Below are 12072 nucleotides of genomic sequence, written 5' to 3'. Positions count from 1 at the left end.
CCCCACCGGCCTGGGGCGGGGGCCCCGCGGGCGGGGGGGGCGGCGGGGCCCGCGGGGCCCGGGGCGGGGGGCCCCCCCCCCCCCGGGGGGGGGGGGGGGGGGCGCCGGGCGGGGCGCCGGGGGGGGGGGGGGGGGGGGGGGGGGGGGGGGGCCCGCCCGGGGGGGGGGGGGGGGGGGGGGGGGCCCCCCCCCCCCCCCCCCGGTCCCCACGCCTCGGGACCGCATGTCATCCCGCCCCCTCGCGCGCAACGTCGACGGCGTCTCCGTGTCCTGGCCCGCCTCCGGCCAGACCGACATCATGGAGAACATCGGCTACGGCGACTGGACCGGCACCACCCTGCACGGCCCCGCTACTCGGCGGACGGCGACACGGGAGCGCGCCAGGTGTACCCGGGCGGCGGGCGGGCCGACCAGTGGCACACCTACGCGGTGGAGCGGACGCCGACGGGCATGACGTTCCCCGGCGGCGCGTACCCGGCGAGGAGGAGCCGGGGCACCAGCCCGTACCGGGGCTTCCGCGGTCCTGTGTAGACCGGTCCGCGGCCGGGGGAGTGCGGGCGGAGGCGGACTGGGCGCGGGTGGAACGGAAAGGGTGGCCGCCGCGTCTCAGGCGCCCTTGCGTGCCACACCGCCGTAGATGCCGATCGGCGGGGCGCCGGGCCCCCGCACCTCGTCCGGGCGCCAGTCGGTGACCCGGACCAGGCCGGGCTCGACCAGGGTGAAGTCGCCGAAGAGACCGAGGACTTCGGCGTGCGGGCGCAGGTTCATGGACGCGGTGGCGCTCTTGTAGACGGCCGCCGCGTCCTCGCGCCGGTCCGCGTGGACATCACCCGTCGCGTGCGACAGCACCAGATACGACCCGGTGGGCAGCGCGTCGCGCAACGTGGCCATGATGCCCGCCGGGTCCTCCGCGTCGGCGACGAAGTGCACGACGGCCACGAGGAGCAGTGCCACCGGCCGGTCGAAGTCGATGACCGCCCGTACGTCGGGATGGTCGAGGATCGCTCGGGGGTCCCGCAGATCGGCCAGAACCACGGAGGTGTCGGGGTCGTCGTCCGACAGGGCCCGGGAGTGGGTGCTGACGATGGGGTCGTTGTCGACGTAGGCGACGCGGGTCTCCGGGGCCACGGCCCGCGCGACCTGGTGCACGTTGGGCTCGGTGGGCAGCCCGGTACCCACGTCGAGTATCTGGCGCACACCCCCCTCGGCGACCACGTGCCGGACCGCACGGTGCATGAAGTGCCGGTTGGCGAGAACCCCCTCCCGCACCTCCGGGGCCACCTTCATGAACTCCTCGGCGGCCCGCTGGTCGACCTCGTAGTTGTCCTTCCCGCCGAGGAAGTAGTCGTACATCCGCGCCGGGTGGGGCCTGCTCGTGTCGATCCTGTTCGGGTGCGCGGCGCTCTCGCCGCCGCTCAGGGAGGTCATACTGTCTGACTCCGTCCTCAACTCGCGGGCCACCGGCGGAAACAGCGTGACGACCCACTGCCGGTACGACATCTTGGCACGCGCCGGGTCGCGGTGCAGGGCCCCGGTCGTGCCGGAACCGGAGCCCGCCCTCAGCACCGCGGCGACCACGCCCCCTGGACGGAACGGGAGCCGACCCGTCGGCGGCCACGGACGACAACACCCGCTGCTCCGGGCCGGATCCGGATAGGCCGACGGCCTGTCGGTGCCGTTCCGCGTACGGAGGAGTGTCCTGTGACCGCCGGTGTGCCCAGACCCCGCCTCGACACCGGCACTGTAATCGAGGAGGCAGTCCTCCGCAGGCCGGTTGGTGGGCCAAGAGTCATGCGCGGGACGCTGGAACAAATCCTCGATACGGGTCAGTCTAGGAACGTAGAGGTACAGGTCATGCCGATGGGGCGCGAGGACAACGCCGCCTTGGGCGGCCCCTTCACGTTGATCGACACCGAAAAGGGACAGCGTGTCGCATACGCGGAAGTACAGGATCACAGCAGTTTGTACACCGACATCGCATACGTACGCACGCTCGAAGCGCGCTATGGCATCCTCCGATCACAAGCGCTGTCACCGAGCGAGTCGATGGCGTTCGTCGAACAACTGATGGGAGACACATGAGCGTGCAGCGCGCCAAGGCGGCTGTGCCCGAGGCCGCTTGGGTCAAGAGCAGTTACAGCACAGGCAACGGTGGTGAATGCGTAGAAGTTGCCGCAGTGAGCGGCGAAGTCCTCATCAGGGACTCGAAGCAGCCTGCGGGGGCCCGGCTCTCAGTCGGCGCCGATGCTTGGGCCGGCTTCGTACGGGTGGCTGCCGGGCGCTGACCTACACGAAGGGAGGGGTCCGGCGCGCGTGCCGGACCCCTCCCTTCGTCTCGTATCTCAGAAGTCGTCCAACCCTTCCTCGCTGCGGATCATCCGCCAGGCCGATCGGCGCGCGCTGCGGTCGAGGTTGGACTTGAAGCCCCGGTCGGCGCCGAAGCAGCGCTTGCCGAGGGTGTCGATGGTGGACACGTGATCCATCATGTAACCGGTGGCAGAGGTGGGCACCTGATCGCGCGGATGGCCGAGAGCGTGTGGACGCCAGTAGTGAGCCGCCGTCCGCCCTCCCATTCGAGCGGTGCCGAACTCTTACTGCATATGATGTGCAAGTGCGCACCAGTGACTACAGTATCCGCCCAGCAACTCCCGCCGACCTCGACGCCGCCCGAGCCGTCATGCTCGACACCGTCTACCGCGACTTCGGCGCCGGGTATGTCCCCCGCTGGCACGCTGATGTCATCGACCCGGCCGGGGCGTACGTGACCCCCGAGCGGCACGCTCTCCTCGTCGCGGTCGACGCGGCCGGTGAGGTCGTGGCCACCGGCGCCCTCGACTCCCGTGGTCCCGCGCACCCCCCGAACCCTCGCCACGTCGCCGAGCGCTACCCCTCCGGTGTCACCGCGCAGCTGCGGCGGGTGTACGTCCGGCCCGAGCATCGGAGGCGTGGGCTCGCGCGTCGACTTGTCGACGGGTTGCTGGCGTTCGCCGCCGCCGACGGGGGATACCGGGCCGTCTATCTGCACACCGACCCCGCCGTCGCCGGGGCCGAGCCGTTCTGGCGGTCGTTGGCCAAGGTGGTGCACGACGAGCGGGAGGATGCGGGCGGTGGGCAGGGGATCGTGCACTTCGAGGTTTCCCTGGAGTGAGGTAGGCATGGAAATCATTTTCATGTAATCTCCGGTTCGCTGCCGCCATCCACCCGCCGCCTCCCACCTGTTGTCGGCACCCCGGTGTCTGCGCCTGTTGTCTGCCGCCTGCCCGCCCCTCCTGATCGATCCGAGGACCATGCGCTCCCACCGCCGCCCCCGGCTGCTCGCCCCCTTCCTGCTCCTCCCGCTGACAGCCGGCTGCTTCGCCTCCGGTGGCGACGACTCAGGCTCCGGCGACGGCAAGGACGGTGACGGCGCCCGGCTCCGCGTCGCCCTCGCCTTCCCGCCCGCCGAGAACCTCTCCCCGTACGGCGCCGACGCCACCCTGCTCAGCCGCCTCGGGGTCACCGAGGGGCTCACCTCCCTCGACGCCAACGGCTCCGCCGCCCCCGCGCTCGCCGAGTCCTGGCGGCGGAACGGGGACAAGACCTGGGAGTTCACCCTCCGCGACGCCACCTTCCAGGACCGCGCCGAGGTCACGCCCGCCGCAGTCGCCGAATCCCTCGCCCACGCCACCGACGCCGCGCCCGCCCCCGCCGCCCTGGCCGGTGTCGCCCTCACGGCCGAGGCGGGCGGCGACCGAGTGGTCCGGATCACCACCGCCGAGCCCGACCCCGTACTGCCGCTGCGGCTGTCCAGCCCGAGCCTCGCGATCCTGTCCGAGGACGCCTATGGGAAGAGCGGCCGCGTCGACCCCGCCGGCCACGCCACCGGTCCCTTCGAGCTGACCGAGGTCAACGGCGCCACCTCCGCCTCCCTCGACCGGTTCGACGGCTACTGGGGCGGCCGCGCCCAGGCCTCCGGCATCGACGCCCGCTTCATCGCCGACGGCACCGCACGCGCCAACGCCCTGCGCACCGGCGAGCTGGACATCGCCGAGGCCGTTCCCGTCGCCCAGGCGGCGTCCCTCGACGAGGAGACCCGGCGCGCCACCGCCACCACCCGCACCACCAGCCTGCTCCTCAACGCCTCGTCCGGAATCTTCGAGGACGCCGGGCTGCGGGCCGCCGCCCGGGACGCCGTCGACACCTCGGTGTTCGCCAAGGACGTGTACGAGGGGTACGCCGATCCCGGTGCCGGTGTCTACGGGCCCGCCGTGACCTGGGCCGAGGGCAAGCGGACCGAACCCGTCGGGCGGGCGGCGGCCACCGGGCCCGAGTCCGGCGGCGACACCGTCACCCTCGCCACCTACGACAACCGGCCCGAGCTGCCCGAGGTCGCCCAGGTGGTCGAACAGCAGCTGGAGAAGGCCGGGTTCACGGTGAAGCTCACCGTGCGGGAGTACTCGCGGCTCGAAGGGGACGCGCTGGACGGGAAGTTCGACGCCTTCGTGCTCGCCCGGAACACCCTCCTCGACACCGGGGACCCCATCGCCGTCCTCGCGAGCGACTACACCTGCGCCGGCGGCTTCAACATCGCCCAGCTGTGCGACCAGGGCGTCGACCGCGCCGTAGCCGACGCCGAGAAGACCGCCGACACCGCGAAGCGGCAGGACGCCGCCATGGCCGCCGAGGCGCGCATCCTCGGCAGCGACGCCGTCGTGCCGCTCGTGCACCAGCGCGTCATCACCGGCGTCGCCGCCTCCGTGCGGGGCGTGATCCTCGACCCGTACGAGCGTGCCCTCGTCGGCACCGGCACCCGGCGCTGAACCGTGCGGCAGCGGGTGGCCGTCGCGGTGTGGCGAGTCATTCTCGCGGGCTCGCTCGTGTGCGGAATCGGGCTGCTGCCGTGGCTCACGCACACCGATCCGGCGTACACGGTCCTCAAGGCGCGGTCCGCCGAGCGTGAGCCGACGCCCCAGGTCCTCGCCGGCATCCGTGAGCAGCTCGGGCTCGACGGGGGGCCGACGCACGTACTCGCGCGGTGGCTCGGCGGGCTCCTGCGCGGTGACGCCGGGCGGTCGTGGATCTCCGGGAGCGACGTACTGCCCGAGGTGCTCCAGGCACTCGGGGTCTCCCTGCTGCTCATGGGCGTCGCACTGCTCGTCGCCGTCCTCACCGCCGGGATCGTCTGCGCCCGCACGCTGCGGCTGGGGGCACGGCGGGGGCTCGGTGGGCGGCGGAGCGGCGGGAGCCTGTCCGCAGTCCTCGCCTCGCTGCCCGAGTTCCTCGTCGCTTCCGTGCTCGCCACCGTCGTCGGGGTGCAGTGGGGGTGGCTGCCCGCACTGGGGTGGTACGGGCCCCAGTGGACCGTGCTGCCCGCGCTCGCCCTCGGGCTGCCCGCGGGCGCCGTGCTCGGCCGGCTGCTCGGCGATCTGCTGCCCGGTGCCTTCGGGGAGCCGTGGGCGCTGGCCGCCGCGGCCCGTGGGCTGACCGGGCGGTCCATCGCCCGCCAGGCCGTACGGCGCTGTGTGCCCGCGCTGCTGCCCAACCTCGGACTGTTCGTCGTCGGCCTGACCGGCGGAGCCGTCGCCGCCGAGCAGGTCTTCGACATTCCAGGGCTCGGGCGGAACACCCTCCAGGCCGCTCTCGCCCAGGACCTGCCCGTGCTCCAGGCCGGCACCCTCGCCCTCGTCCTTCTCGCCGCGTGCGCGACCGGGGTCACGCGCTTCACGGCCCGTCTGCTGACCGGGCCCGCCCTGCGGGACGGCGCCCTGCCCTCGCTGCACCGGCCCGCAGCGGCCGCCCGCGCGGTGCTTCCCCTCCTCTACGGTGGTGTCCTGCTCGCCGTCGTCGGGTCCGGGCTGGCCCGTGATCCGCTCACCCTCGACACCGGGCAGCGGCTGCGGGCTCCCTCCCTCCACCATCCCCTCGGTACCGACGCCCTCGGGCGCGACCTGCTCGCCCGCGTCGGCCACGGCGCGCTGGACACATTGCTGCTTGCCTCCGCCATCAGCGCCGCGGCGCTGCTCGCGGGCGTGCTCCTCGGGCTCGTGCCCCGGGTGTCCGCGCCACTCGTCGACACCGTCAACGCCGTCCCGCCCGTGCTCGTCGCGCTGCTCGTCACCGCCGCCGCCGGGAGCGGCGCGGCCACGCCCGCGCTCGCCGTGGGGGCCGTGGCCTGGGCGCCGCTCGCCACGCACACCTCCTCCCTGCTGCGCCAGGAACGCGCCACCCTGCACATCACCGCCACCGAGGGGCTGGGCGCGGGACGGGTGCATCTCCTCCGGTACGAGCTGTTGCCCGCCGTGCTGCCGCCGGTGCTCCGGCATGCCCTGCTGCGGCTGCCCGGGGTCGCCCTCGCGCTCGCCTCACTGGGATTCCTCGGGCTCGGCGCCCAGCCGCCGTCCCCCGAGTGGGGGCTGCTCCTCGCCGAGAACCAGCCCTACGCCGAGCGCGCCCCCTGGGCCGTCCTCGCGCCTGCCGCCGCCCTCGCCCTGCTCGGCGCGCTGGCCGTCAGCGCCGCGGGTGGACTGCGCCCGCCCCGGCGGCCATCCCCTCGTACCGTCCAGGAGGTCGAGCGGCGGCCCGTCGCCGAGGCGGAGAGGGAACCGGCCGGAGCCCGATGACATGACCTCCGCCTCCACCGTCCGGTCCGGGCAGGCGCCCGGCCGTCACACCGCCCCGTTCTCCCCGCTGCTCCGGCTGCTCATCCTCACCCAACTCGCCTTCAACCTCGGCTTCTTCGCCGTGCTGCCCTTCCTGGCCGAGCATCTGGGACAGTCCGTCGGCATGGCGGGGTGGCTGGTCGGACTCGTGCTCGGGCTGCGGACCTTCAGCCAGCAGGGGCTGTTCGTGGTCGGCGGGGCGCTGGCCGACCGGTACGGCGTCCGGCCCGTCGTCCTCGCCGGGTGCGTACTGCGGATCGCCGGGTTCGGGTGGCTCGGTTTCGCCGAGCGGACCTGGGCCGTCATCGGTGCCGTACTGCTCATCGGGTTCGCCGCCGCGCTCTTCTCGCCGGCCGTCGAGTCCGAGGTCGCCCGGCAGGCCGTCCTGTGGGAGCAGGAGGGGAACGGAGACCGGACCCGGGTGCTCGCGCTGTTCACCGTCGCCGGGCAGGCGGGGGCGTTCGTCGGGCCACTGCTGGGGGCGCTGCTGCTGGCCGTCGCCTTCCGTACGGCGTGCCTCGCCGGTGCCGGGGTGTTCGTGCTCGTCCTCGCCGGGCACGCGTGGCTGCTGCCGCAGCACATTCCCGGGCGGTCGCGTGTCCGGACCAGGGGTGGGGCACGGCTGCTGCTGCGCAACCGGCGCTTCCTCGCGCTGTGCTGCGCGTACGGCGCCTGTCTGCTCGCCTACAACCAGCTCTACCTCGCCCTGCCCGCCGAGGTCGAGCGGGCCGCCGGTTCGCGGGCGCCGCTGGCCTGGCTGTTCGCGCTGTCCTCGCTGCTCGTGGTGAGCGCGCAGTTGCCGGTGACCCGGTGGGCGGGACAGCGGCTGGCGCCGCGCCGGTCGATGGTGGCGGGGCTGGCGCTGATCGCCGTCGGGTTCACCGTCGTCGGGCTGACGCGGCCCGCCGGGTGGACGGGGGCGGGTGGGCTGGTGCCCGCCGCCGGGTTCGTCGTCCTGCTCACCCTCGGGCAGATGCTCGTCGCGCCGGTCGCCCGCGCCCGGGTGCCGGACCTCGCCGAGGACGGGCGGCTCGGGCTGTACACGGGGGCGTTGTCGTCGGTCTCCGGGGTCGTCGTGCTGGCAGGCAGTTCCGCGACCGGCCTGCTGCTGGACAGCGGGCTGCCGGTCGCCGTGCCGTGGCTCGCGCTGGCCGCCGTACCGCTGGCGGCGGCGGGGCTGCTGCCGCGTCGCGGATCGGGCGTCGGCTGACGCGTCGTCCCGCCACGCGTCACCCACCGGACGTCACTGGGGCACAAGTTCCCGCACCGCCGACCGGACGTGGGACTCCCCGTGCGGCCCTCCGTGGGTCTCCGCCTGATCCTGCGCGTGGGTCTCCGAGAGCGATGCCGTCACCCGCGACTCCCGCCACAGCCACACCACGTCCCGCCCGAACGACCACACCAGCAGGCCCAGCGCCAGCGCCACCACCCCGGCGTTCGCCACGCGCGGCAGCAGGTCGGCACCCGCCAGGAGCAGCAGTACGCCCTGGAGCGCGGCCACCGTCTTGCGGGCCGTGCTCGGCGGCAGCGGGGCGGTCAGCCACGGCCACACCCGGGCCGCGGCGACGAACACGTACCGCATGCCGCCGATCAGCAGCACCCACGGGCCCAGGTCCATCGCGACGTAGACGCTGAGCACCAGGATGAGGAACGCGTCGACCTCCATGTCGAAGCGGGCACCCAGCGGTGTGGACGTGCCGGTGCGGCGGGCGACCTTGCCGTCCACGCCGTCCAGGATCAGGGCCACGGCCGTCAGGCCGACGAGGAGAGCGACGGGCGGCGCGCTGCGGAAGGAGTCAGCGACCAGGGCGGTGACCCCGCCGACCAGCGTGGCCCTGCCGAGGGTGACCCGGTTGGCCGGGCCGAACGACGGCAGCCGGGAGCGGTGCAGGGCCAGGGAGAGCACCGCCCAGCTCGCGAACGCGAACACGAGGCCGGTCAGCCAGCCCGCCGTGCCCATCCCGATCGCGGTTCCGAGCAGCGACAGCAGCAGGATCTGCGCGCCCGCCCCCACCGCCGTCTCCTGCTGAACGGGCCTCGCGTCATACGCGTCGTACGTGTTGTTCAGGGCCACCGAACACCCTCCGGCCGTGTGACAGAGTCGATCGACGCCGCTACCTTGTGCGCGGCTGTGCATCCCTCGGTACGTGGGCGGCTTCCCGATCGTTCAGGAGGACATCCGATGACCCGCATGGCACGCGCGTTCTGGCTCGAAGCGCCAGGCCGGGGCGCGATCCGTGACGTGGAGCTGCCGGCGCCGGGCGTCGACGAGGTACTCGTGCGTACGCTCTTCACCGGCGTGAGCCGGGGCACCGAGACCCTCGTCTTCGGCGGCCGGGTGCCCGGGAACCAGTACGCGGCCATGCGCGCGCCGTTCCAGGAGGGCGACTTCCCCGGGCCGGTGAAGTACGGCTACCTCAACGTCGGCGTGGTGGAGGAGGGACCGGACGCCCTCGTCGGACGCACCGTCTTCTGCCTCTACCCGCACCAGACCCGGTACGTCGTCCCCGCCGCCGCCGTCACCCCGGTGCCGCCTCAGGTCCCCGCCGGGCGGGCCGTGCTGGCCGGCACCGTCGAGACCGCCGTCAACGCCCTGTGGGACGCGGCGCCGCTGGTCGGCGACCGGGTCACCGTGGTCGGCGGTGGCATGGTCGGCTGCTCGGTGGCCGCCCTGCTGGCCCGCTTCCCGGGCGTCCGCGTCGAGCTGGTCGACGCCGATCCGGCCCGGGCGAAGGTCGCCGAGGCACTCGGCGTCGGCTTCGCGTCCCCGGCCGACGCGGTCGGCGACCGCGATCTCGTCGTGCACGCCAGTGCGACGGAAGCGGGGCTCGCCCGGTCACTGGAACTGCTGCGGCCCGAAGGCACCGTCGTCGAGCTGAGCTGGTACGGCGACCGGCGCGTCGCCCTGCCGCTCGGCGAGGCCTTCCACTCCCGGCGTCTGACCCTGCGCGGCAGCCAGGTCGGCACCGTCTCCCCGGCCCGCGGCGCCACCCGCGGCTACACCGACCGGCTCGCCCTCGCCCTCGAACTGCTCGCCGACCCGGCGCTCGACGCGCTCGTCACCGGCGAGTCCGCGTTCGCCGAACTGCCGGACCTGATGCCGCGGTTGGCCTCCGGCGAGACACCCGCACTGTGCCACCGGATCCGCTACGACCCGCGGGACGGCCACACCGGCGTCTGACCTTGAGAAAAGACGTACCGGCCGCTGAACAAGGGAAGGCATCCAGCCGTAATAGACGGCACCCCGCGCAGCCATGGCGGGGGACCAGACGCGCCACACCTGGAGGGTCGCCCGTTGTTCAGCATCACCGTCCGCGATCACATCATGATCGCCCACAGCTTCCGCGGCGACGTCTTCGGGCCCGCGCAGCGCCTGCACGGAGCGACGTTCCTGGTGGACGCCACCTTCCGGCGCGAACAGCTCGACGAGGACAACATCGTCGTCGACATCGGACTGGCCACCCAGGAGCTGGGCGCCGTCGTGGGCGAGCTGAACTACCGCAACCTCGACAACGAACCCGACTTCGCCGGCGTCAACACCTCCACGGAGTTCCTGGCCAAGGTCATCGCCGACCGGCTCGCCGCGCGCGTGCACAAGGGCGCGCTCGGTGAGGGGGCCAGGGGTCTGGCCGGTCTCACCGTGACCCTGCACGAGTCGCACGTCGCCTGGGCGAGTTACGAGCGTGCGCTGTGACCGGCGCGTCAGTGGAAGCGACCACCGGTGCGACCGCCGGGCGCGCCCGGCTCACCTACGTCCCCGCACAGTCGTCCGCGCCGGCTCCGGCCCCGAGGAACGGGGGGATCGTCCCCATGTCCCTGCGCTCCGTGCACCTCGTCATGCCGGGCGGCGTCGACGACCCGGCCGCGCCCAGCGGCGGCAACGCCTACGACCGGCGGATACGCCTCGACCTGCCCGGCTTCGGCTGGCGGGTGCGCGGCCTGCCAGTGCCCGGCGACTGGCCCCGGCCGGACGACGCCGCCCGCGCGGAACTCGCGCGCCTTCTGCGCCGGTTGCCGGACGGTGCCGTCGTCCTCCTCGACGGCCTGGTCGCCTGCGGGGTGCCCGAGATCGTCGTTCCGGAGGCCGAGCGGCTGCGCATGGCCGTCCTCGTGCACCTTCCGCTCGGCGACGAGACCGGCCTCGAACCCGCCGTGGCCGCCGAACTGGACGCCCGCGAACGCACGGTGCTGCGTGCCGTCCCGGCCGTGGTCGCCACCAGCGACTGGGCGGTGCGCCGCCTCGTCTCCCACCACGGCCTCGACCCGGGCCGGGTCCACGTCGCCGCCCCCGGCGCCGACATCGCGCCCCTCGCGCCCGGCACCGACGGCGTCTCCCGGCTGGTGTGCGTCGCCGCGGTCACGCCCCGCAAGGGCCAGCACCGGCTGGTGGAGGCGCTGGCGGCGGTGACCGACCTGCCGTGGAACTGCGTGTGCGTCGGCGGACTCGGGCACGACCCCGCGTACGTCGACCGGCTGCGGTCGCTGATCGCCCGGCACGGTCTCGGGGAACGGCTGGTACTCGCCGGACCGCGGGCCGGGGCCGAGCTGGACGCCACCTACGCCACGGCCGACCTGATGGTCCTCACGTCGTACGCCGAGACGTACGGCATGGCGGTGACCGAGGCCCTCGCACGCGGCATCCCCGTGCTGGCCACGGACGTCGGCGGCCTCCCGGAGGCGGTCGGACGCGCGCCCGACGGCGGCGTGCCCGGCATCCTCGTCCCGCCGGAGGACCCCGTCGCCCTCGCCGCGGAGCTGCGCGGCTGGTTCGGCGAGGTGGACGTACGGCGCCGGCTGAAGGCCGCCGCCCGCGGCCGCCGCGCCGCCCTCAACGGCTGGGCGAGCACGGCCCAGAGCCTGGCCGGAGTTCTGCACCGGCTGTCGAGCGAACCGAGGAGGGCGGCATGAGCACGAGGAGGACGACCGCGCCGGCCCAGGGCGTCATCCCGGCCCAGCCCGGTCCGCAGGCCGCCCACGACTCCGCGAACGGCGCGATCCCCGGGGCTGGTCCCACCGGGCAGACCCCGGGCGGTCCCACCGGGCGCACCCCGGGCGGGCCTACCGGGCGCACCCCGGGCGGGCCTACCGGGCGTACCCCGGGCGGGCCTACCGGGCAGACCCCGGGCGGGCCTACCGGGCGCACCCCGGGCGGGCCTACCGGGCGCACTCCGGCCGGTCCCACCGGGGAGGCTCCGGGCGGGCCCACCGGGCAGGCTCCGGGCGGGCCCACCGGGCAGGCTCCGGGCGGGCCCGCAGGCCAGGGCACGGGCGGCCCCGCCGCACGGGCTGCCGACAGGCCCGGTGCGTGGCCGGGTGAGCAACCCGCCGAGCAGCGGGGCGAGCTGCCGGGCGAGCGCACCGCCTCGGGTGTCGTGGCCGCGCCGGGCGAGGACCGCGCGAACCGGCCCGCGAACCGGCCCGCCGAGCAGCTCAC

The 12072-nt window shown here is 74.4% G+C and carries 12 protein-coding genes and 1 pseudogene; 10 read left to right on the top strand and 3 right to left on the bottom strand.

Annotated elements, in window-relative coordinates:
- Positions 1-238: 238 nt before the first annotated feature.
- Positions 239-590: pseudogene (locus tag ACGFYH_RS33970) on the top strand (glycoside hydrolase family 16); the annotation flags it as partial.
- Between the two features lie 16 nt (positions 591-606).
- Here ACGFYH_RS33970 and ACGFYH_RS33965 read toward each other — a convergent pair.
- Positions 607-1428: an SAM-dependent methyltransferase gene (locus tag ACGFYH_RS33965; RefSeq protein WP_393807022.1), complete on the bottom strand. Its 822-nt coding sequence runs from the start codon at positions 1426-1428 to the stop codon at positions 607-609.
- Between the two features lie 273 nt (positions 1429-1701).
- Here ACGFYH_RS33965 and ACGFYH_RS33960 point away from each other — a divergent pair, with 273 nt between their 5' ends.
- Positions 1702-2082, top strand: coding sequence for a DUF5753 domain-containing protein (locus tag ACGFYH_RS33960; RefSeq protein ID WP_393807021.1), 381 nt, complete (start codon positions 1702-1704; stop codon positions 2080-2082).
- The gene (locus ACGFYH_RS33955) at positions 2079-2285 is read left to right on the top strand and encodes a DUF397 domain-containing protein (protein WP_393807020.1); all 207 of its coding nucleotides are present in this window, start codon (positions 2079-2081) and stop codon (positions 2283-2285) included. Before ACGFYH_RS33960 ends, ACGFYH_RS33955 begins: the two co-directional genes overlap by 4 nt.
- Positions 2286-2342: 57 nt before the next feature.
- On the opposite strand, the gene ACGFYH_RS33950 is transcribed toward ACGFYH_RS33955, so the two are convergent.
- On the bottom strand, positions 2343-2474 hold the full coding sequence (locus tag ACGFYH_RS33950; RefSeq protein ID WP_393807019.1) for a hypothetical protein: 132 nt from the start codon (positions 2472-2474) through the stop codon (positions 2343-2345).
- 137 nt (positions 2475-2611) lie between these two features.
- On the opposite strand from ACGFYH_RS33950, the gene ACGFYH_RS33945 reads away from it, so the two are divergent.
- The 4 genes from ACGFYH_RS33945 (at position 2612) to ACGFYH_RS33930 (ending at position 7848) form a co-directional block, all read left to right on the top strand.
- Positions 2612-3148, top strand: a complete 537-nt coding sequence (locus ACGFYH_RS33945; RefSeq protein ID WP_393807018.1) for a GNAT family N-acetyltransferase — start codon at positions 2612-2614, stop codon at positions 3146-3148.
- A gap of 139 nt (positions 3149-3287) precedes the next feature.
- Entirely contained in the window at positions 3288-4799 is a 1512-nt protein-coding gene (locus ACGFYH_RS33940; RefSeq protein WP_393807017.1) for an ABC transporter substrate-binding protein, read from the top strand.
- A gap of 3 nt (positions 4800-4802) precedes the next feature.
- Positions 4803-6599 (top strand): ABC transporter permease subunit, encoded by a 1797-nt coding sequence (locus ACGFYH_RS33935; RefSeq protein WP_393807016.1) that lies wholly within the window; start codon positions 4803-4805, stop codon positions 6597-6599.
- A gap of 1 nt (position 6600) precedes the next feature.
- Complete coding sequence (locus ACGFYH_RS33930; protein ID WP_393807015.1) at positions 6601-7848, top strand: MFS transporter; 1248 nt, start codon at positions 6601-6603, stop codon at positions 7846-7848.
- A 33-nt stretch (positions 7849-7881) separates the two neighbouring features.
- On the opposite strand, the gene ACGFYH_RS33925 is transcribed toward ACGFYH_RS33930, so the two are convergent.
- Positions 7882-8712, bottom strand: a complete 831-nt coding sequence (locus ACGFYH_RS33925) for a CDP-alcohol phosphatidyltransferase family protein (RefSeq protein ID WP_393807014.1) — start codon at positions 8710-8712, stop codon at positions 7882-7884.
- Between the two features lie 108 nt (positions 8713-8820).
- Here ACGFYH_RS33925 and ACGFYH_RS33920 point away from each other — a divergent pair, with 108 nt between their 5' ends.
- The 3 genes from ACGFYH_RS33920 (at position 8821) to ACGFYH_RS33910 (ending at position 11546) form a co-directional block, all read left to right on the top strand.
- Positions 8821-9819, top strand: coding sequence for a zinc-binding alcohol dehydrogenase (locus ACGFYH_RS33920; protein WP_393807013.1), 999 nt, complete (start codon positions 8821-8823; stop codon positions 9817-9819).
- Positions 9820-9933: 114 nt separating this feature from the next.
- Positions 9934-10332 (top strand): 6-pyruvoyl tetrahydropterin synthase family protein, encoded by a 399-nt coding sequence (locus tag ACGFYH_RS33915; protein WP_393807012.1) that lies wholly within the window; start codon positions 9934-9936, stop codon positions 10330-10332.
- Positions 10333-10343: 11 nt separating this feature from the next.
- Positions 10344-11546, top strand: coding sequence for a glycosyltransferase family 4 protein (locus tag ACGFYH_RS33910; protein ID WP_393807011.1), 1203 nt, complete (start codon positions 10344-10346; stop codon positions 11544-11546).
- Positions 11547-12072 lie beyond the last annotated feature (526 nt).

Origin of the sequence: Streptomyces sp. NPDC048392, assembly GCF_043200575.1 — a bacterium.
Classification (GTDB): domain Bacteria; phylum Actinomycetota; class Actinomycetes; order Streptomycetales; family Streptomycetaceae; genus Streptomyces.
Note: the sequence above shows the minus strand (reverse complement) of the source record. Positions and strands in the feature narration are given on the sequence as shown.